This is a genomic window from Pelotomaculum terephthalicicum JT, from assembly GCF_022410535.1.
Lineage (GTDB): Bacteria > Bacillota > Desulfotomaculia > Desulfotomaculales > Pelotomaculaceae > Pelotomaculum_D > Pelotomaculum_D terephthalicicum.
The window spans coordinates 201,036-223,900 of sequence record NZ_JAKNBL010000001.1; the positions used below are offsets into that span (position 1 = coordinate 201,036).

Sequence of the window (22,865 nt, forward strand, 5' to 3'; positions counted from 1 at the left end):
TATTCTCATTATAGCATTTCTACCCGAACTCATGATAGATATAGTTCTATGTACTTTTTTCTCATCTCATTTATACTGAACAAATTAGCGGCTCTTTGCCGTCCCTTTTCTCCCATCGAGAGACGCTTGTCTCTACTGGAAACCAACTGGCGGAGAGCCTTTTCCGCCGCTTTTATGTCAAGCTCATTGATCAAATAACCCGTTTCTCCGTCTACTACCAACTCGCCCACACCGCCCACCGCGTTGGCCACAACCGGACATCCCGCCCGCATCGCCTCGATTATGGTCAAAGGTAGGCCTTCCCATCTGGAAAACAGGACGAAAATATCGAAATCCCATATTAATTCCGCCGCTTCTTCTCTTGTGCCCAATAAAAACACACGCCCTTTCAGACCCTTGCCATCAATGAAAGCCCCACACTCAGACCTCAACGGACCGTCGCCGATAATAATAAAATAGATTTGTCCCTCACTCGAACTTTTGTCAGGACAAGAGATCATTTGCCTGGCCAATTCCAGTAAAAACAGCGGGGCTTTCTGAGGCGCAAGGCGGGCTACCGTCCCAATAACAATGTTCTTTTCATCAATATTAAGTTCAGAACGTAAAACCCCTTCCCGTTTTTGGGGTTCAGGCAGACCGTTATAAATGACCGTAAACTTATCGGCAGCCGCGAGCCTTAAACTCCAGCCCTTGGCCAAGTCGCTTTCAGATACACAGACAACCTTGGTGCTGACCGCTCCGGCCAGCCGCTCCGCCCATTTGTAGCAGCAACGGACGGACCGGCTCTGGTACTCGTTTATCCCCCACCCGTGCGCGGTGAAATAAATCTTCGGCACGCCGGCTAACCAGGCGGCCAATCTGCCTAAGATGCCGGCCTTGGAACTGTGGCAGTGGACAATATCAAATCTTTCCCGCCGGATTAGCTGGTAAAGCCGGTAAAGGGCCATGAAATCAAAAATAGGTGAAATATTGCGTTTAAGTTCCGGTATTTCAACAACTCTTACGTTTTGCGGCAGTTGCCGCATCCATCTAACCAATTCTCCACCCGGCGCGCAGGCCAAGGTTACATCAAACAAGTCGCGCTCCAGCCCTGCCGCGATATGGTAAACTACTTTCTGCGCACCACCCAACTCGGAAAGAGTAACAATTAGTAACACTTTGACCGGGTTCATAAATATCACCTAACTCTTCGAGGCAAATATCATTTTACGCTATTTCACGAAACACCTTCAGTAATTCCCTGGCCGCATTTTCCCAAAGAAAATGCCTGGACCTCTTTAACCCAGCCTTAGCTAATTCAGATGAAAGCTTTTTATTGGATATTAAGCGGTGTATTCCTGTTGCAATCTCTTCAGGTTCATGCGGATTCACAAGAATACCTGCCTTACCTACCACTTCAGGAAGAGCAGATATATTTGATGTAACCACAGGTATGCCGCAAGCCATGGCTTCCAATACAGGCAACCCGAAACCCTCATAAAGTGAAGGAAAAACAAAAACATCCGCGAGATTATAAACCGCCGGCAAATCTTCGTCTTCAACAAAACCAGGGAAAAAAACTTGCTTTTCCAGACCAAATGATTGTACAAGCTCAAGATCCGCCCGATACCGCCAGCCTTTCTCCCCAACCATTACCAGGCGGTGTGGAATCTGGTATTCATTTTTAAGAATGGAAAAAGCCCTCAAAATACCAGCAATGTTCTTACGTGGAGAAAATAGGCCTACAAACAATAAAAATTTTTCAGGGAGGCAATATTTTTTTGCAACTCGCATCAAAATATTAGTATTCTCTACAGGTTTAAATTGAGCACTTACACCGTTATATACAACCTTAATTTTTTCAGGGGAAACATCCATCAATTCGATTAGATCGTTTCGGGTAGTCTGTGATATTGCCACTACATAAGAGGATTTTTGAATTGCATGTTGAAATAGCCTGCGCCAGTATACAACCCTTGAGTACTTGTAAGTTTCCGGTTCCTTTATTATGGCCAGATCATGGACTGTAACAACAAAAGGAATGTTTTTAGGAATTAATAATGGGATCTTCGTATCCGGTGACCAATAGACCGACAAGTCATCCCTACTTAAATCTTGACCCAAATAAAAAAGTTCGTACAAATTTCTAAGAATAACCTGTTCCTTGCAAAAAGGTATTTCTTTAATATCCACACCTCGCTGTCCCAACCATTCCGGACGTGCATTCCCACGGCTTAGATATAGATAATATTCATTAATGTTCAATGAAATTAAAGAAGAAATCATGTTATAGATATACTGTCCTATACCTGAATTTCTAGCTGTAAGCTGCAAAGCATTAATACCTATACGCAATGTTCCACCTCGGACATTTATCATTTGTTCCTTCGATGATTATTTTCTTCAATCACTTCTTGATATAATTTAATTGTTTCTCGCGCTGTTTTATCCCAAGTAAATAAGCCAGCACGATTCAGTCCGGTACGATTCAATCGTACCCTTAACCCATTATCTTTTAAAACCAAGGTAATCGCTCTTGCAACTTCCTCAGGGCGATAGGGATCTATTAAGAGACCAGCATCTCCTACTACTTCCGGAATTGATGAAACATTAGATGAAATCACAGGCGTTCCGCAGGCCATCGCTTCCAAAGGAGGAAGACCAAAGCCCTCATACAATGAAGGGTACACAAATACGCTTGCGTTGCGGTATAAAGCAGGTAAATCCGAATCCGAAACATATCCGGTCAATACAACTTTTTCTGTTAACCCTAGGGTATCTATTACCTTATTAATATCTTCCTTAAGCCAACCCTGTCCACCAACTATAACCAATTTTGGAATTGAATCTTCACTCACCACGATCATTTTATATGCATTAAGGAGACGAATTAAATTTTTTCTTGGCTCCAGTGTGCCTACTGTTAAAATATAACCTGGTAATAGATTATATCTAATAAGTATATTTTCATCATTTTTATTTTTTTGAGAAGAAAAATTTTTATCAACGCCAAGATAAATTACTTTTATTTTATCTGGAGAGATACCAAAATATTTTATTATATCTTTTTTAGTGTTTTCGGATATGGCTATAATTCTGGATGCCTTGTTGGCCGAATTTTTCATTAAGATTTTTAGAGGTAACCAATTCTTCCAATGCATTGTTTTTGGAAAAATCTCTAAAACTAAATCATATATAGTTACCACCGATGGTACATCAGATAGAATGGGTGTTATAGACATAGTTCCATGGAACAAATCAATCCTATATTTTTTAATAATTGATGGTAGTATCAACTGAAACCATAAATTTGAATTGACTTTCCCTAATAAGTTTCTTGAATTGATAATTTCAACATATATTTCTTTGTCAAATACAACTTTTTTATTAGAACAAAGTAAAACATTTATGTTTGATTTTTTAACTACATTTTCTAATAATGATTCTGCATATTTACCTATTCCAGCTTTATTCATTGAAAGAGGTCGTGCGTCATAAAATATATGCATAATTTCTAATCCTTATAAACTCTATATTCCTAAATACAGATCTTTTTTAAAAAATAGTAATTGTATTTGTTGATCAATTATTGTATTTTTTATTTTACCTATACTCGAATAAATCAAACTCAATACCTTCTCTATTTTTACAAAGTAGACCAAGAGCTTTATAAAATGCTCCAGGAATCATCCAGGTAAAATTAGGCGGGTATAAATTTTAATTTGACCCCTGAAAAACCCCTCGAATTGACAACGAATTTTGTTCAGATTTTAATTCATACTTACATGGGCTAAAAATTTAGTTATTCCAATTAATTATAAAATATATCTTTACTTATTAGTTATTTTTAAATTTTTTATAGCGAAAGCTAATTCTCGTGGATCATTTCTAAATCGAACTGCCTGAGCATTATATTTGAATCTTAAATCAATTATATCGCTAGGAACCTTTAAAGTAAGATTAAATGGTCTCCATCCGCCAACTTCAACATTCAAGTTAGCGATTTTTTCTCCCTTATCAGTATAAATATCAATTTCCTTATATCCTGGTCTGTCAGAGGCAACCATACATAATAAATCGATACTAACAAATTCACCTTGATTATCTATTCTAATTGAGCTTTCACCAGATGACCAACACCAGCTACCCGAATCATCTTGTTCAAGATTATACCAATCCTTATTATAATTCCATATTACACCTTCCAAATTTATAAACGCCATGTTAGCTGCTATGACTTTATCTCCACCATTAGGTTGATAAACCAAACTAGGTCTATTTTTTAATAGTTCATTATCATTTTTGTCTAAATAGTTATATATATACGAATCTCCACGCCAATCAGCTTTTAAAGGTATTTCTTTTAAAAAATATGCTACCAGTTGCCTATGTTTTTGAGCCGTACTGGGTATTTCTAAATTAATCGGCATACTATTATTCAATTTCATAACTTCTTCCTTTAATTTGAAGTATTCAAAAAAAGGATTTTCATAATTTCCTGTATATTTTGCCATTATATTAGCAGTAGTATGTGCATAACCTATATTTATTCCTATTCCAGCTACCATATAAATACACGAAGAAAGTACAGTAAGGTATTTGATAATTTTCGATCTATGATATATCGCTTTATGCCAAGCAACTGCAAACATCGGTGGAAAAAGAAAAAATCCATATTGAATTGTTTTATAAATACTCCAACTTTGTCCCATTTCCAACTGGTTCCATGGATTTTGCTTAAAAAACATAAAATATATTAAAACTACCATGAATGGTATTAATATTTTACCTAATCTTGTCAATATATTTTTAAATTCAGCAGCAAATAGAAATTCTTTCAACAGGATAAATACAAAAAAAGAAGCTGTAAAGTTTAATGCAATATTCACAAAAGGATGCATTAGTGCTTCCACAGGTTTCCCATAATTTAACGGAACGAATGAGTAAAACATTAATACATAGTCCCATAACGTATATTTAACATCCCACCCAACTACAACCTGACTTAGCATATTTAAATTTTTGCACATACCATAGAAAAAAAGGTGACTCAAAACTGACCCTATACTAATTGGAATAAAATAATTTATTATTGCATTTGTTATATTTTGCTTGCCTTTTATTACCCTACAAATAATTACAACAAAAGAAGCAACAAAAACAAATGGACTAATTTCGGAATAGCTTATTATTAATGCAGCAATTAATATACCTATTAATAAATAAATTGTTAACTTTTTTTCTATATCATTTCTAATCCAAATCGACAATACTACTATAGAAAATGCCATACCAATAGTCTGCGGAAAAAATCCTATAAGGATATGTCCTATAGGAAAACTGAGATGAATTGAAGTAAAAATAATGGCCACTAATGATATTATATTTATTAATCCCAAACCAATTTTACAAAATATCCAGATAGATATACTAAATAAGAAAATAAATGATGCGGCTACAGGCATATAAACACTAATCGATAAATTACAATTAAAGATAGCTGTCATTAAAGACAAATAATACTGAGCGCCCATTCTAAATAGGTTTTTTTGATAAAGTAATACCTGACTTAATACGGGATGCAAATTATCAATTTGAATATGTTTCAAAAAACCATTATCTAACACATAATCCGCAATAGCGATATATGTAAAAGTATCGTTGTATGGATTAAATCCTTTATATAGAAACAATGGAAGCATAACAAATAAGCCAGAAATAAAGCTAATTATGACCGGCAAAAATGTATAAATTAATCTTTTATTCTTATAAAAAGCTACTAGACTTTCTCTACATGGCTTAAGAAGTAATAAACATAAACCAAATCCTGCCAATAAAATAATTAGTTTTAAACTAAATATACGAACTGGTAGGCCTAAGCAATTTAGAGCTGTCGTTAATATGATAAGCAAACCTGCCCCTATTATCGGACATACAATTATCATTTCATCATACCACTTCTTAGGCCATAACAATATTGTAACACCAAAACCCGAAACTAAACAAATTAAACATATTGTTAAATATGTAACAATAAGAATAAAATTACTCATAATAATCCTCCCCGAGGCACATAAACCAACAACATAATTAATAGTACATTAGTTAGCTTTTAGAGATATTGTAACAATCAATTTTCTCTTAAGAAAATTCAATGCTATAATACCAATAAACATTATACTAAAATATTGTCCTATATGAACTATACTTCCATAAGCTAGAGCTTGTTCTGTAGTAATCCCAAAAAAGCTTAATGAAATAATAACAAGGCCATGATAAACACCAAAATAACCGGGGGCAGATGGGACGATAAGTCCAAGATTTACGAATGCCATACAAAAAAATGCCATTACCGGATCCCAGTATAATCCCATAGCTTTTAGCATTATATAAAATGTTAAACCATCAAAAATCCAAACGATCACACTCAAAAGAATTATTATCAGTAAATAAGTATCGAATCTAATAAACTTCAGAGATTCAATTATATTAATGATATTATTCATTAAACATCTTTTTAAGTTGCTGCTGGTCAAAAGGTTATTTTTTTGAAAGCCTCTCTTTAGATAATTACAAAATAACCGGCCAATTAATATAAATATTAATGCCGATAAAAAGATAATTAAAGATACATATCTTACTTTGTTAATGATTAGAGATTGTTCTCCATCAAATGGGTGATACAATATAGTTACAATTAAAATACCAACTATCACCAACCCATCAAATATTCTTTCTATTCCTATTGAAGCAATAGCCATTGTTTTTGATATATTTTCATATTTACCCAATGTATATGCACGAATTAATTCTCCCAATCTAGCTGGTAAAATGTTATTTGCCATATAACCAATTAAAATACTACTTGTAATTACAGACATAGGAATTATTTTTATAGGTTTTAGCATGAGCTTCCATCGTAATCCCCGGGGAATAAAACCAATAACATAAACAACTACGGCTAATAAAAAATAATAATAGTCAGCTTTTTTTATATAAATCCAAGTTATACTTAAATCTACTTTTTTTATAGCAAAGACTATTAACAGTGCGCTTATCAGTATACCCACCAAAGAAACAAGATAGTTTTTACGGTATTTCTTTTCAAGCACCTCTTCCATAACCACTATTTTTTCACAACTCAAATTCGTATCCTCCACAAGAAAAACTTTTATCTTTTGATAGTATTTGCATAGCTAAATGTACAATTATCATATGTAAGTCCTCAACCTTTTGCATATCATTAACATTTATATAAATCGCCAGGGTAACTTTATCCTTTAGTAGCCCCCCCGAATAACCACATAAACCAACAGTAATAGCACCAACTTTATTAGCTAAATCAATTCCTTTTATCACATTTTCAGAATTACCCGATCCAGAAATACCGATTACTACATCATCTTTTTTAACAAAATTCCGCAATTGTTCCACGAATATATCAGAAAAGTTGACGTCATTACCATATGCAAGCATTGTAGGTATATTATCATTAAGACAGATCATTTTAAATCTTATCTTATGGCCATAACTTACTCCTTTATTAAAGTCCCCTGTCATATGTGATGCCGTAGCGCCAGAACCACCATTACCAAAAACATATATGGTATTCCCTTTATGCCTGGCATTGTTCAAAATGCTTAAGAAACAATCAAGAGATTTTGTATCTAAGCTTTGAATGATTTTTATTAGTTCATTTAGATATTGATTAATTGATATAATATAATTCATTGATACCACCCCAAGTTTTAACTTATCTCAAAAAACCCTTCTTCAACATATTTATCACCGACGTAAATTATTTTAGCACCCTGCCAATCAAATCGAAAGGGTAACTCAGGTAGATCAAAAAGAGCTTTACGCAAATTGTTCTGGTTTTCTTTTTCGCAGTAGAACAACAGGAAACCTCCACCTCCCGCTCCAAGCAACTTACCTCCTATAGCTCCATATTCTAAAGCTCTCTCATAATATTTTTGAATCGTCGGATTGGAAATCTTGTCTGAAAGCTGACATTTATATTGCCAACCCTTATGGAGACATAAGCCAAAGGAATTTAAATCTCCCATAAGTAATGAATCCCGGGCTTCATATACCAAATCAACCATTTTTGATAATATTTTAAACTTATCTTCTTTTCTTGTCTCTTCCTTTTGCTCAGCAAGAATACTTCGCGCGTCCCTCTGGTCATATGTATAAAACATAAGTAGGTTTTCCTGGAGTCTTGATACTATTTCCTTGCTTAGCATAAGTGGCTGGACATTAACTGATCCATCTGGATTAAACTCTATTACATTAAGGCCCCCATAGGCTGCGGCATACTGATCCTGTTTGCCAATTGGTTCTTTTAATTCTTTAATTTCAATGCTGCATGCTTCTCTGGCAAGACGCCCTTTAGACGTAAAAGTACCTCGATATGAATATATTGAATTCAATAAAGCAACTGTGAAAGAACTGGACGATCCCAGACCCGTACCACTTGGGATATCGGCATTTGATGTAACTTCTATTCCTCCTGATGGCCATAACTTTTCCAGTACCACCCTAAAAACAGGGTGCTTAATTGATGCAATATCGTCTACAATTTCCGTTTTTGAGTACTTACATACAGTTTTTTTTCTATTAAAATAGGGATGCACTGAAACATATACATACTTATCTATTGTTGTAGAAAGAACGGCCCCTTTACGTCTTTCATAATAAGCAGCCAAATCAGACCCCCCTCCGGTAAAGCTAATTCGAAAGGGAGCACATGTGATAATCATCTTATAGCCTCCTCGACGAACAAGATTCAATTAAGTGATCGACTGCGCTAGCAAGATCCTCAAATATTTCTAGTGGTTTAAGTTCCTGAGGCATGTTACGACATCCCCAACCGCTTCTGACACCATAAAACCGCAAACCTGCAGCTTGAGCGGCTGCAGCGTCACGCCATGAATCACCAATCATTAATGATTTTGATTTATCAATAGAAAATTCTTTAAATGCTTTGAAAAACATGCCTGCTTTTGGCTTGCGGCATTCGCAATCAATCTTTAAATGAGTAACTTCACCATAATGCCCTTTTTCAGGGTGATGTGGACAGTAGTAAATTTTGTCAATAAATGCCCCTTGGTAACCCAGCAAGGTTTCAAGTTTAGCATGAATACGTGCCAATTCCTCTTCATTGAGAAAACCTTTTGCGATCATGGGCTGATTTGTTACAATAATAACTAAATAACCAGCCTTATTTAGATGACGGATAGCTAGAGCCACCCCAGGAATAAGCTCTAAATCTTCAGCGCAACACAGATTGTCAACCTCGCGATTCAAAACTCCGTCTCTATCAATAAATACAGCCGGTCTATAATTGCTTAAACGCAAGAGCTCAGGTATTCTGTAGTTATAATCAATCTCAACACGAGCCAATCTCTCATAGGTACCCATGTCTTTAAGGTATTCGGTTGTCTCATAAGCCCATAGTAATTGACCATCGGCAATTACTCGGGGGAACACATCTTTAACAAAATCCTGTTTAACATTATCTAATATGTAATTGAATATTTTTGGGGAAAACACGTAAACTGCTGCGTTAACCAGATTGCGATACCAACCATCCCCTCTTTCGGTCTCAGGTAGAAATTTACATATCCTTCCCTGGTGGTCTGTAGCAATCAAATCAGAGTCAAAGGGATGATCATTTGGATGCACAACCAAGGTACCAGAACCTTTTCGATTTCGGTGATACTCCATCAAACGGGTTAGATTCATATCACAGACGACATCACCATAAAGAAGAAAAAAATCATCATCAAGCTGCCCTTTTAATGCTGAAAGACCACCAGCTGTCCCTAATGGTTGCTCCTCTTTGGCATACACAATTTTGGTACCGTGAAAATCGTTCCCTAGGTAGTTGAATAATACTTCTGAAAGATATCCGGTGGTTACAATAATTTCTTTTACCCCGTGTTTAGTTAACAATTCCATTTGCCTGACGATTACTGGTTTGCCTGCAACCTGAACCAATACTTTTGGTATAATATCTTTTGTCATTGATGATAAACGAGTTCCCCTGCCACCCGCTAAAATGACAGCTTTCAGAGTCACTATTAACACCTACCCTCGTCTGTCAGAAGATAACGTAGGCCCATTTCAATAGATGTACGACATTGCCAGCCAAGCCGTTCCAGCTTCCCGGTGTCAGTTCGTTCATCATCATATTCTCCTTTACGAAAACGCGATAAATCAACCTCAATTTCTATCGGTGAGTTAATGATCTTAGAAATAATGTATACTATCTCTTTCGCGCTATAAGACTTACCTGAGCCTAAGTTATACAAATTAAATCCTGGTATGGCTTTTTTCAAAACAGCATTGAACGCTTCCACCACATCATCAAGAAAAATATAATCTCTTTTTGCATCAATATCCCCAAGCGTTATGCTTGTCTTGTTAAGTTGTGACAATATCGTAGGAATTAAAAAATTAGCACGTTGCCCTTTTCCATATACCTGAAAAATCCTCAACACATTCACAGACTTATTTGGCTCCAGGAAAGAACAGAATTCAAGAACATTTTCTGATAAAAGCTTGGTTTTACCAAGGATAGTACTTGGTCGCGTTGGGTGCTCCTCATTATAAGGTAAATATGATGGATAACCATATACCTTACCTGTTGATGAATAAATAAGTACCTTAGCTTCAGATAAGAGAAAGGCCTCAGCTATGTTAACGGTTCCTTGCAAATTAACATTTAGCGTTTTAAGGGGGTAATTAACTATCTCATTATGTGCTGTAACCGCAGCAAGATGAATAATTGCATCAACTTCCTTAGCGGCAGATTTTAGCACATCACAGTCTAAAATATCCCCATGGATAAATTCTATTTGATCAAATCTTGGAGGTGTTTTGCCATACCCTATAACCCGAAAGCCAGAATTAATTAAATCTATACAAAGAGCCTGTCCAATGAAACCTGAACAACCAGTAACAAGAATTTTTTTTATCATTTAAATCCCTCTTTTAGATAACATTATTCCTATCCCTAACAAATCCGCGCCAATAGTCCAGGATAGAAACAAGTGTCTCTTCAAATGGTATCTTAGGTTCCCAACCAGTAGCATCACGAAACTTCTTACAATCACCGATCAGATAATGTAGCTCCGTGGGTCTTACACGGGCGGGCTCAATTTCATATTTAATATCCTTATTACTGGAAAGCTTTATTAACATCTCAAGACATTCTTTAATTGTATGGACCCTTTCAGTTCCGATTAGATATAACTCTCCGGGAACACATTTTTCCATCGCAGTATAATATGCATTTACACAATCCCGTACATCAGTAAAAGAACGTTTCGCACTTAAATTACCCACTTTAATTACAGGTTCCTGTAGACTGGCTTCTATACAGGCGATTTGATAGGCAAAACTGGCAAGTGCTCCGTGGATATCACGCCTCGGTCCCTCATGATTAAAAGCACGAGTCCTAATTATCTCAAAACCATATGAAGCAGCATATGACATACACACAGCGTCCTGTGCTACCTTACTAGCCGCATAAGGATTAACCGGGTGAATCTCAGTTTTTTCTGTTATTGGCAGCTTTTCAGGTCTAACATCACCAAACTCCTCAGGTGTGCAACTAACGAGAACTCTTGCCTTTACATTAGTAAGACGCATCGCTTCAAAGAGATTGATAGTTCCGATAGCGTTAGTATACATGTAGGAAACAGGCTGTGACCACGAAGGAGTTACCCATGATAAAGCACCAAGATGATATATTTGATCAGGTTTAACCTCCTTCATTAGTTCAATCATTGAGACAATATCTGTTAAATCCCCGACTAAGAGTTTTATATTATTTAAGTGCTTAATATTTCTTAATCGTGAATTTACTCGCCTCACGCCAAAAATCTCACTTTCATTCTTATTTACTAATAATTCTGCCAGCCAACTACCGACAAATCCCGTTACACCAGTTATTAATATTCGTTTTCTCATAGTCCACCTCTCAATTATTAAAAATTCAATAAAACATAAATATACTTTATCATCACTAAAACATGAATTATAACTGTTCAGAAAGCTCTTTACTATTGGCAATTACTTGATCCATATTCAAGTATTCGAAGGTACCAAACCTGCCATGAATAGTAATACCTAACAACTTAAGATACTTCTTTATTATATCAGTATTATTTTGATAATTAAGATCATATATTACATAGGCATAAGGAACTCGCCTTATCTCTGCATCTAATATTATTGTTGATTCATTGAGTAATCCAATGCGTTTTAAATCCAGGTCAATCAACTCTAATAATTTTTCATCACTCATTTCACTTATAATATCTTTATCCCTAAATGTTACTTCAACTAATAAGTTTGTTTCGTTACTATTTATTGGTCCTAAAAAATCTAATTTGCTTATTCTATGTGCTAATACATCTTTATCCGGAATTGTAATACTAAAATTGTTACCAATGTTGTCTGAACTTACTTTTAAAAAAATAACTGCAATTGAATTATTCATCAAAGCATTTGAAGCTACTGTTACTTCCTGAGGAACATTCGGAAGAACTCTAATTAATTCAGTCATTGGAATCGTAGATACTATCTTATTATAATTGGTATAATTTTCTCCTGTAGATAATGATATTTGCCAATTCCCTTCATTATTCTGATTAATGCCAACGACTTCAGAGTTAGTAAAAAACTTTGCTCTTTCCTTTGGGATGAGATCACATATATTATTAATAAGAGAAGCAATACCACCATTCTTTGGGTAATAAAAATATAATTGGTGTACATAACCTTCTTTTGCATTTCTTCTTGCACCTGCAATAATATCCTCAGGTGGGGGGGAGGGAATCCTTTCAACCATTAATGTATTCATAAAAACCGGATTAAATTCCCATATTTTTTTATTGTATGGTTCCAGATAACAGCTTGTAATACCCTCACCAAATGTTTTTAAAAAAAATGCCAACATATTGTGAGGACTGTAATTCTTATAAGAGTTATTAAGAAATGTATTTAAACAATATTCACAGTCTTCTTCTGGAAGTTGATGAAGGTTGTTTTCAAAGGGGTATTTAATAAACTTTTTATTATAAAATATTTGATTTGATCGTTTCACCCTCAAAACATTGTCTCCTAATAATTCAACCATCAAGCTCAGAATTTCTTTATTTTTTGAAAATATTATATGTGGCCCAATATCCCAATAAATATTACTTGTCTTAAAACTGCGACATAAGCCACCAACCACAGATTCCTTTTCAAAAATATCTAAATATATATCCTTCATGTTTTTTGTTAAGAAATAAGCTAATGATAGACCAGCCAGACCTCCTCCAAGAATAGCTAATCGTTGCATTAAGAACCTCCTCGTCTAATACCGGGGTTATTAGATCTACTAAATTTTCTTCTTTATCTTTGGCATTATACTAATTGTACTTAAAATTACTCTTGGTATTTTGTTTAATGGTAAGCCACGTGAAGACCCACTTTCTCTATTAAAATGTATTACAGGAACTTCCGTAACCCTATATCCTGCATAGACCATACGAATCACTAGTTCATAATTTACAAGAAATTTTTCTAACCATTCATCCTTTGCTATATTATCATAGGCGCTTTTTTTAATTAAACGTAATGGGCAATCAATATCTCTAAAAGATACCCCAAAATATGTATTAATTAAAAAATTAAACATCTTCGTTATAATAATGCGATAAAATGGATCTCTTCGCTTCACCTTATATCCAATTACCATATCATATTTATTCATAAGAGGATACATCTTCCAAAAGTCATTTGGATCATGTTTACCTCCCGAATCACAAAAAAGAATTAATTTGTTTTTGGCGAGGCTCATTGCTCTTTTATAGGCACGCACATAGCCCAATCTCTCTTTACCTTCGACCCATTTTAAAGAAGGATATTCTTCAACTAATCGTGCCAGTATTTCTTTTGTGCCATCAGTACTACCATCTTCAGCTACAATAAATTCCGAATCAGGTATTTTATTTATTACCTTATCCATAAAATCTCGAATAACACGCTCTATGACATCCGCCTCATTATGAACAAGAATTACTAATGTTATAGGTTCATTCATAAATATCACTCTTTTCTTTTTGTACCGCCACAACTCATAACTTGTTTCCAGTAACTAAATATATCAAACAACGTTTTTTCAAATAAGATATCTGGTTCCCAGCACGTATCTGCTAAGATTTTTTTTCGACTTCCTAAAAGTATTGGTATATCCGATTTGCGTAGCAATTCTTGATTATGTTTAATTTGGATGTCCACTCCAGCAAAGTTAGTCAAGATAGAAATTATCTCTTTTATTGAATACGCTTTTTGTTTACAAACATTGTAAGCTTCTCCGGCTCGACCTTTCAACAGTAATAGATAGTATGCCTTAACAACATCACGCACATCAGTAAAATCCCTGGCGGATTCTATGTTTCCCACCTCAATAACCGGGTCTTTCTTACCTAATGCTACCTCTGCCACCAGTTTTGCCAGACGGGAGCATACAAAACCTGTACTCTGCCCCGGACCGGTATGATTAAATGGTCTCGCCCTCACCACATGTAGCTCTTCAGCAGCATAAGCACAAGCTGCCATATCGGCAGCTGCTTTAGAAGCAGCATAATGATTAATAGGTCGCAGTTCTTGATCCTCTTGTATAGGTTGACATTCCTTAGGTACCTGGCCATAAGAAATCGATGAACCTACCACGAGAACCCTACAATTCGGGACTACTTCATGTACAACATCTAGCAAGATAATGGTACCACCGAAATTAGTCGTGTAATATATTTCTTTATTTACACCACTTGTGACAGCAACACCCGCAAGGTGATAAATTTCATCAGGCATGAAATTACTTATTATGCGTTTCACCGATGATTTATCGGTAATGTCTATCTTTTCCAAATGCACTCCGATTAGATCACTACAACTTAAAGGCACATGATAGTAAGTTCCACATACATTATAACCATGATTAAGTAACAACCTTGCCATATAGCGACCCACAAAGCCAGTAGCCCCAGTGACTAATGCGCGCATTCACGGCCAACCCTTTCCATATCCGCCTCTACCATAAGCTTTACCAATTCCCTGAAAGTAGTTTTCGGTTGCCACCCTAATTTTTCCCTGGCTTTAGTATAATCACCCACTAAAAGTTCAACTTCGGCTGGGCGGTAAAAAGACGGATCAACTACTACATAATCATGCCAATCAAGTCCGACATGAGAGAAAGCTTCTTCCACGAATTCCTTAACACTATGTGTTTCACCGGTGGCAACAACATAATTATCGGGTTTACTGTGCTGGAGCATCAGCCACATAGCCTTTACAAACTCCGGTGCATAACCCCAGTCCCGTTTTGCTTCCATATTGCCGAGACGGAGTTCCCCCTCAAGACCTAGTTTAATTCTGGCAACACTATGTGTAATCTTTCTGGTCACAAACTCTAAACCACGCAAAGGTGATTCATGGTTAAAGAGTATCCCGGAACATGTAAATATACCATACGCTTCACGATAATTAACTGTCATCCAGTGTGCATAAAGTTTAGCAACTGAATACGGACTGCGTGGATAAAAAGGTGTTTCCTCATTTTGAGGTATGGTTTGTACTTTACCAAACATTTCACTGGTTGACGCCTGATAAAATTTTATTTCTGGATTTACTGCCCTTATCGCTTCTAAAAGGTTAGCCGTTCCAAGACCTGTAATTTCTCCTGTAGTCACAGGTTGTTCAAAAGATACTGCGACAAAACTCTGGGCAGCCAGGTTATATATTTCATCAGGCTTCACCTTCTGCAATACTCTAACTATATTCCCCTGGTCAGTTAAGTCCATCGGAATAAGTTCCAATTGATCTTTTATACCCAAACTTTCAAGTCTATCAAGATTTATTATACTTGTGCGGCGAAAGGCACCATAAACATTATAACCTTTTTCTAAAAGAAAACGAGATAAATAGGCGCCGTCCTGGCCCGTAATACCGGTAATAAGCGCTTTCTTAGACAACTGTTTACTCCCCCCTAATTATTCTTATAACTAACTTAAGTAGTTCTCTTTATACCACTCAATTGTTCTTTTTAATCCTTCTTCAAATTTCGTATTCGCCTTAAATCCAAATTCTCTCTCGGCTTTTGTTGTATCAAGGCATCTCCTTGGCTGGCCGTCAGGTTTTATGGTATCCCAGGTTATCTTTCCATTAAAGCCGGTCAATTCAACAATAAGCTCGACAAGTTCTTTAATTGATATTTCAAAACCGGCGCCTATATTTATCGGTTCAGGCTTGTTGTATTTTTCAGTTGCAAGAACTATTCCTTCAGCACAATCCTCTACGTACAAGAACTCTCTTGTTGCTTTTCCCGTTCCCCAAATAACAATCTCATTATCATTATTTCTTATAGCATCAAAACATTTCTTTAGCAGAGCCGGAATAACATGCGATGTTTCTGGATCAAAATTATCCCCGGGACCGTATAAGTTAACAGGTAATAAATAAATCGAATTAAACCCATACTGCTGACGATAAGCCTGTGCCTGAACGAGCATCATTTTCTTAGCAAGTCCATATGGTGCATTAGTTTCTTCGGGGTAACCATTCCAAAGATCTACTTCTTTGAAGGGAATAGATGTATATTTTGGATAAGAACAAATTGTACCTATAGCTACAAATTTTTCTATACCTGAAAGGCGTGCTTGTTCCATAAGTTGCACTCCCATCATTAAATTATCATAAAAAAACTTACCTGGATTCTTACTATTCGCACCAATTCCCCCTACAACAGCTGCTAAATGAATTACTATATCCGGCTTAAAAACTTTATAAAGATTTTTTACATATTCCCCCTCAACTAAATTAAATTCTTTACTACGGGGGACATATATTTTATCACAACCTCTTTTTTTTAAATTGTCCACGACAAATGATCCCAAAAATCCGTTACCACCGGTTACAACTACTCTTTTGTTTTTAAAAAAAGACATGGAAATTTCCTCCTCTATTCCATAGACTAGCAAAATACTTCCTTATCATATTACTACAGTAAGAAAATACACTCCTAGTTAGCTTTTTATTGTATTTTAAATAATTAATGAGAAATAAATATGCAAAAAAAAGGATATAGCGTAATTCACCAATGGTATTACTTTGACAATTCTTCCCTATTAATGCAATACAGTATGAATGTATCCAAGGCAATGCAACAGAACCAAAATGATTATGCATTGTATCCATTACTTCTTTACAGACTTCAACTTGATGTCCAAGAGTTTTTGTTTCAGCATAAAGCCTACTTTTAGCTAAATATTTGTTAGTATAGCCTATCGAATACTTTTTAGCAGTTCTAATCCAAAAATCATAATCCATACAGTAATTGAGATCTTCATTCAAGTAACCTATTTTATCAAGTAATTCCTTACGAAAAAACACAGTAGGCTGACAGATATAACAAGTCTCAGCCAATCGCATTAAATTAAATGGCTCGGAAGGATACCTATCAATAATTTCTCCATTTTCCTTTATGTGCCAACCTTCACCATATACCATAATTACATTTTGATTACTATTTAAATAATCTACGGCATGGGTTATAGCACCGGGCAAATAAATATCATCGGAGTTAAGCCATGCCAATATTTGCCCTTTACCCATTCTCCAACCTTTATTAATAGCCTCGGTCTGTCCTTTATCTTTTTCAGATATCCATTTTATTCGATCGTCATATTCTCTAAGAATACTTATTGTGTTATCCGTAGAGCCACCATCTATAATTATATACTCAATCTTTGAGTAGTTCTGTTCAAGTACACTTTCAATTGTGTCCTTGATAAATCTACCCTGGTTTAAGGAAGGTGTCACTATTGTTACCAAAGGAAGATAATCTAAGTGTTTGTTAAACATGTCTATTTTTTTACATCTCCATTAGAAATATAGTAACTTATTTATCTTCCATCCATGCCCTGTTTTCTATCACTTTACCGTAAACATCTATTGTAATTTTAGCAGCATCATCCCATGAAAACATAGCTGCTCGTTCTCGTGCCTTACTTTTTAACAGGTCTTTTATTTTGGAATTTGTTATTAGCATGTACATTTTTTCTATCAGACTTTCTTTTGAGTCCGGGTCTATATATAAAACCGCATCTCCACCTACTTCAGGCAAACTGCTTGTCTTACTGGTAATTACTGTAGCTCCACAATGCATTGCCTCCAATATAGGCAAACCGAAACCCTCATAATATGAAGGATAAACGAAAGCAAAACAAGTTGAATATAACGCTGACAACTCATCATCCGAAACATAACCTAAAAACTTGACCTTTTCTTTATTATCAAATTTATTCAATTTATTTATTATATCAGATTCAAGCCAGCCTTTACCTCCAGCTATAACCAGCGGACGGTTATCTTTTATTTCCATATAAGAGTCGATAAGAAGCGAATAGTTTTTTCTCGGCTCTAAAGTACCAACACCAAGCCAGAACTCCTCGGGCAGGTTAAAACGTTCCAAACGTTTTTTTATTATTTCACGATCAGTAATGGCAACAATGTTTTCTCGTACTCCCAACGGTATTATCGTTATCCTGTCTTCGGGATAATGTGGAAAGAAATGTAGAAACGATGCCTTTGTATATTCTGAAATGGCAATACAATGATCAGCATATAGACTTGCTTCAAAAAGACCGTTAAAACATACAATTCTATTTTCCTCAGTAGTAAATTGAGGATAAACAAGCGGAGCTACATCATATAAAGTATAAACAATTCTGGCGCTGTGATCCTTTTTGCATGAGAAATTATTTGAATGGATAATATCAGGATGTCCTAACCATTGTGTTCGATCGTCCGCTGTTGTATCCCATTCATTAACCATTTCCCTGAAAGAAAGATTTCTAAAGCTCACATTACAGTTAGGAACATCAACACTTGTTGCTTTCTTATAATTGTGATGCCTGTATGAATAGAAAGTTGGGTATAACAAATATTCATTATCCCGATCATGTTTTAATAAATATCTGATTAATTGATCAGCCAGAAAACCACAGCCGGCCTTGTTTTCAGCGGTTTGGCTTACATCAAATCCGATTCTCATACTGTTCTAGTCTCCCTAGATCTTTTTAGCGCATTGGTATACCAACCAGTCATTAATTTTATATCTGACATAGGGATATAGTGCTTAAATTTTAAGAAATTCATCAAACAAAGCCGAATCATTTTGTTTACATAAATAAGATTTTCCCTGGGTAGATCTCTCTTGAAGCCGGAATTATCCAATAAAGCATGAACATAGTTATAAATCCATCTACTCGGAATATAGTGAAATATTTCTTTAAACATCAGTAATATCTCTTCATGTACAGCAACTTTAGAACCTAATGTTTTTGTCTCTGGATATAGTCTGGAACCGGCTATTTTTTCTTGCAAATAATAAAAAGGCTTGTCCTTGCCAATTCTAAGCCAGTACTCATAATCCATACAATAGCGCAGTTTATCATTTAGCATTCCATACTTCTCTATTATTGAACGGCGGAAAAACACCGCCGGTTGACAAATAAAGCATACATTTTTTAGTATTTCATAATCCCAATGTTGGGTATAATAAGGTTCAATTATATTTTCGTTTTCATCGATATGATCAGCCATTCCATAAACTACATCTATCTCTTTGTTTTTAAAAATATCTATCACTGTACTCAGTACATTAGGGTAATAAATATCATCAGAATTAAGCCAGCCTATAATCTCTCCTCGCGCAATTTTCAATCCTTTATTTACAGCATCAGCCTGTCCGAAATCTTTTTCTGAAACCCAGCTAATAGAGTTACCAAATGATTTAAGTACACTCACTGTTTCATCTTTACTTCCGCCATCAAAAATTAAGTATTCTAACTCAGAGATACCTTGTGACAATACACTCTTAATTGTTCGTTCAATGTATTGTCCTTGATTAAATGATGGAGTTATTATGGTAAAAATTGAATTGAACATCAGTTTATTCCCCATGGTTATAAATTATATTATTAAAATCCTCTTTATCTTTAATAACTAAATTATTGACCATTAAAGTCAGTGCGCGAACATCTCCATTATCTGGTATAAATACGCTTGAAATATCTAATTGCATTGAACCTCCTTTTTGGGGAAGTTCTTTTTGTATTTTAATTGTCTCCCCTCTGTTTATGCAATACTTCTTTAAATTATTTCCATTAAATTTAACAATAATATTACCATTGAGTTTAGGATGCCAATCAGGCATAAACAATTCCAAATCCATCAATCTTAGGGAATTTGAAGCTCCAAAAGAGATAAGTATGGCTTTACCCGCCCAGCCATCACCATAAATACCATGGATATCATAATAGTCTTTTTTATTATCCACTAGTGATACATCATTAAAAACAGACATATAATTATCAACCATATGTTCAAAGCTAAATTTTTCAATTCGCTCTTTTCCTTTTAGAACAAGTGTATCATATAATCTTTTATCAATTAAAATAGACTCCATGGCCGCTGCAATTTCATCTGGCCGTCTGGGATCAAAATAAATAACAGCATCTCCACCAACCTCCGGCAGACTCGTAGAATTGCTACATAATATGGGCTTTTCAAAAAACATGGCTTCAAGGAGCGGTATACCGAAGCCTTCAAATAGACTTGGGAATATCAGAGAGTAAGCACCAGACCATATTGAGGCCAACTCCTCTTCCGAAAGATAACCAAGAAGATGTACCTTATCCGCTATAGCCATTTGCTTTACTGCATCTTCAATAACTCTTGCATTGTCATCGATAGTTGCACCAGTAAACACCAAATGAAAATCATGTTCTGCGCAATTATGCGAAAATATATTAAAGGCAGTGAGTAGCATTTTATGATTTTTATGAGGCCAGAAATTAGCAGGGTAAATGAAATATTTCATTTCTTGAAGTTTATATTTTCTTAGTGTATCTAACATAATATCCTTACCTGGTCGATTTAAACGATTATGAACACAGATCGGGATCGAAATTACCCTTTCGGGAGGTATCTGCAATTTTTCAATGACAGTATCTCTGGTGAAGGACGAAATACAAATTATAAAATCCGCTTTATTTTCTAGTTGATTATAAAAATTGTTTCTATGAGCCAATTCTTCCTCAGTAAAAAAATAGGGGTAAAATACATGTTGCAAATCGTATACTAAACTAACAGTCGGAATGCCTGCTTCGCAAAAACTAGGAGCGGTCATTGGACAAAATAGTAAAGAAACCCCTTCCCGTTTCAAAATACCAGGAAAGCGGTAAGTATAAAACTCCCTTTTAAATCTGTTGAGGATTCTATTCCATATTGATGGTTTTGTATTAATTTCTGTTCTAACGATGCAAATGCGCTTCATACCTAATTTCTCAAACTCAGCAAATACATTGTGGTTTTTGTCTGAAGTTAAAAGAATGTATTTTTCACTACCTTGACGCATACCTAGGCCCTTTAAAAGCTCAAGAACCAACTGTTTAGCCCCTCCCCCTTCACCACCAGGCAGGATAGGGGTAACATCAACTGCAACTTTCATTATAGCGATTCTCCTACCTTTTTATAAAACGATATATCCAATGTTTTTTTATTTGGTCTAGCTCCATGTTTAACTTATTTATTAACTCTTTGTTTTCGTTTAGTTTTTGTTCAAGTCCCCTAATATCTTTCATTTGCTCCTTTTGTATCATTTCGCTCTCTCGCAGTTTCTTGCTCAATTCATTAATTACTTTCAATCGAGCCTCACGGTCTTCCTCGCTCTCTTCCAGCTTCTTACTCAACTTATTAATTACTATCAATCGGGCTTCACGGTCCGCCTCGCTCTCTTCCAACTTCTTGCCTAGCTCATTGATTAGTTTCAACCGTTCCCCGCGGTCTTTTTCGCTTTCCTCTAGTTTTGATAACAAACTGTTTTTCTGATTAAAAAGATCTATCATCGCGAGAACAGAACGACCATCAGGCGTCTTTAATAATAACTCAGTAATATCATCCTCTGAATGTTTAACAGGTTTAGTCTTACTGGCAAATAAAAACATATCGTAAGGGAAATATTGTGGTTCAAAGTAAATGTATTTAAAACCAACTTCTCTTAATATCTGCTCAATGGATTTAATATTGAACAGATACAAATGTTCCTTTTCCCTCAACATTCTTAAGAAAACATTATTAGTTTCTTTCAAATATCTATATGTCTGCTTTATATTTCTGAAGCATGGAGTTTGTATAACAAAAATCCCATCATCTTTCAAAACTCTTGCTATGACATTTAAACTCCCTTCGGGATCAGTCATATGCTCCAATACATCCATCAAAATAATAATATCTAGGCTCTTTGGCGCAATTGATAAGTCTTCAATACAACCGCATTCCATGGAAATATTAAAAGTTACCGATGCATAATCACAAATCCAGGGACTCATTTCGGTTCCACAAGAATCATATCCTACTAATTTCATTAAATGAACTAATCCACCGTGAGCACAGCCTAACTCAAGCGTTCTTGCGGGTGGTAATTTATATTTTAATATATATTTAAGCCAGTACAAACATCTATCGCTGAGATCGGATCTGGATCGTTCATATATATCTGGTAAGCCATAATCTTTTTCTATGTAACTTGTCCAATAATCTTTCCCATAGAAATTTGGTTTATTTTTTCCTGAATTATAGAACTCATCCGAGAGCCGCGGACTGGCTATCAGGGTACGACAATTTTCACATATTAAATAATGTTCAGAAAAAGATATGATTTTTTCGGAACCACACCAGCATTTAGTTATATTAATGAACTTAGGCATTAAATACTCACCAAATTTTAAATCTATTATTAACCTATATGAGGATATAACCTC

General features: G+C 35.3%; 20 protein-coding genes. All 20 read right to left on the bottom strand.

Features of this window, described 5'->3' with window-relative positions:
• Nucleotides 1-29: 29 nt before the first annotated feature.
• The 20 genes from L9W92_RS00950 to L9W92_RS01045 all read right to left on the bottom strand — a co-directional run bounded on the left by L9W92_RS00950 (nt 30) and on the right by L9W92_RS01045 (nt 22,811).
• On the bottom strand, nt 30-1,172 hold the full coding sequence (locus L9W92_RS00950; RefSeq protein WP_240081888.1) for a glycosyltransferase family 4 protein: 1,143 nt from the start codon (nt 1,170-1,172) through the stop codon (nt 30-32).
• Nucleotides 1,173-1,206: 34 nt separating this feature from the next.
• On the bottom strand, nt 1,207-2,334 hold the full coding sequence (locus tag L9W92_RS00955) for a glycosyltransferase family 4 protein (RefSeq protein WP_240081889.1): 1,128 nt from the start codon (nt 2,332-2,334) through the stop codon (nt 1,207-1,209).
• A 20-nt stretch (nt 2,335-2,354) separates the two neighbouring features.
• On the bottom strand, nt 2,355-3,455 hold the full coding sequence (locus tag L9W92_RS00960) for a glycosyltransferase family 4 protein (protein WP_240081890.1): 1,101 nt from the start codon (nt 3,453-3,455) through the stop codon (nt 2,355-2,357).
• 354 nt (nt 3,456-3,809) lie between these two features.
• On the bottom strand, nt 3,810-6,032 hold the full coding sequence (locus L9W92_RS00965; RefSeq protein ID WP_240081891.1) for a hypothetical protein: 2,223 nt from the start codon (nt 6,030-6,032) through the stop codon (nt 3,810-3,812).
• Between the two features lie 48 nt (nt 6,033-6,080).
• Nucleotides 6,081-7,124 (bottom strand): lysylphosphatidylglycerol synthase transmembrane domain-containing protein, encoded by a 1,044-nt coding sequence (locus L9W92_RS00970; RefSeq protein ID WP_240081892.1) that lies wholly within the window; start codon nt 7,122-7,124, stop codon nt 6,081-6,083.
• Nucleotides 7,114-7,710 (bottom strand): D-sedoheptulose-7-phosphate isomerase, encoded by a 597-nt coding sequence (locus L9W92_RS00975; RefSeq protein ID WP_240081893.1) that lies wholly within the window; start codon nt 7,708-7,710, stop codon nt 7,114-7,116. The genes L9W92_RS00970 and L9W92_RS00975 overlap by 11 nt, the downstream gene beginning before the upstream one ends.
• Before the next feature lie 17 nt (nt 7,711-7,727).
• Entirely contained in the window at nt 7,728-8,687 is a 960-nt protein-coding gene (locus tag L9W92_RS00980) for a GHMP family kinase ATP-binding protein (protein ID WP_312038044.1), read from the bottom strand.
• 55 nt (nt 8,688-8,742) lie between these two features.
• Nucleotides 8,743-10,071 carry an HAD-IIIA family hydrolase gene (locus L9W92_RS00985; protein WP_240081895.1) on the bottom strand — a complete coding sequence of 443 codons (1,329 nt, stop codon included), beginning with the start codon at nt 10,069-10,071 and terminating at the stop codon, nt 8,743-8,745.
• Entirely contained in the window at nt 10,065-10,964 is a 900-nt protein-coding gene (locus tag L9W92_RS00990) for an NAD-dependent epimerase/dehydratase family protein (RefSeq protein ID WP_240081896.1), read from the bottom strand. Before L9W92_RS00990 ends, L9W92_RS00985 begins: the two co-directional genes overlap by 7 nt.
• A 13-nt stretch (nt 10,965-10,977) precedes the next feature.
• Entirely contained in the window at nt 10,978-11,958 is a 981-nt protein-coding gene (locus L9W92_RS00995) for a GDP-mannose 4,6-dehydratase (protein ID WP_240081897.1), read from the bottom strand.
• Between the two features lie 67 nt (nt 11,959-12,025).
• On the bottom strand, nt 12,026-13,336 hold the full coding sequence (locus L9W92_RS01000) for a protoporphyrinogen/coproporphyrinogen oxidase (RefSeq protein WP_240081898.1): 1,311 nt from the start codon (nt 13,334-13,336) through the stop codon (nt 12,026-12,028).
• Nucleotides 13,337-13,375: 39 nt separating this feature from the next.
• A complete protein-coding gene (locus tag L9W92_RS01005) occupies nt 13,376-14,080 on the bottom strand; it encodes a glycosyltransferase family 2 protein (protein WP_240081899.1) in 705 nt (234 codons plus the stop codon).
• 5 nt (nt 14,081-14,085) lie between these two features.
• Nucleotides 14,086-15,045, bottom strand: coding sequence for a GDP-mannose 4,6-dehydratase (locus tag L9W92_RS01010; RefSeq protein ID WP_240081900.1), 960 nt, complete (start codon nt 15,043-15,045; stop codon nt 14,086-14,088).
• Nucleotides 15,033-16,013, bottom strand: coding sequence for a GDP-mannose 4,6-dehydratase (gmd, locus tag L9W92_RS01015; RefSeq protein WP_240081901.1), 981 nt, complete (start codon nt 16,011-16,013; stop codon nt 15,033-15,035). Before gmd ends, L9W92_RS01010 begins: the two co-directional genes overlap by 13 nt.
• Nucleotides 16,014-16,043: 30 nt before the next feature.
• Nucleotides 16,044-16,985, bottom strand: coding sequence for a GDP-L-fucose synthase family protein (locus tag L9W92_RS01020; RefSeq protein ID WP_240081902.1), 942 nt, complete (start codon nt 16,983-16,985; stop codon nt 16,044-16,046).
• A complete protein-coding gene (locus L9W92_RS01025; protein WP_240081903.1) occupies nt 16,972-17,901 on the bottom strand; it encodes a glycosyltransferase family 2 protein in 930 nt (309 codons plus the stop codon). The genes L9W92_RS01020 and L9W92_RS01025 overlap by 14 nt, the downstream gene beginning before the upstream one ends.
• A gap of 37 nt (nt 17,902-17,938) precedes the next feature.
• Nucleotides 17,939-19,093, bottom strand: a complete 1,155-nt coding sequence (locus tag L9W92_RS01030) for a glycosyltransferase family 4 protein (protein WP_240081904.1) — start codon at nt 19,091-19,093, stop codon at nt 17,939-17,941.
• Nucleotides 19,090-19,989 (bottom strand): glycosyltransferase family 2 protein, encoded by a 900-nt coding sequence (locus L9W92_RS01035; protein ID WP_240081905.1) that lies wholly within the window; start codon nt 19,987-19,989, stop codon nt 19,090-19,092. Before L9W92_RS01035 ends, L9W92_RS01030 begins: the two co-directional genes overlap by 4 nt.
• A 4-nt stretch (nt 19,990-19,993) precedes the next feature.
• A complete protein-coding gene (locus tag L9W92_RS01040; RefSeq protein ID WP_240081906.1) occupies nt 19,994-21,553 on the bottom strand; it encodes a glycosyltransferase family 4 protein in 1,560 nt (519 codons plus the stop codon).
• Between the two features lie 13 nt (nt 21,554-21,566).
• A complete protein-coding gene (locus tag L9W92_RS01045) occupies nt 21,567-22,811 on the bottom strand; it encodes a class I SAM-dependent methyltransferase (protein ID WP_240081907.1) in 1,245 nt (414 codons plus the stop codon).
• Nucleotides 22,812-22,865: the final 54 nt, after the last annotated feature.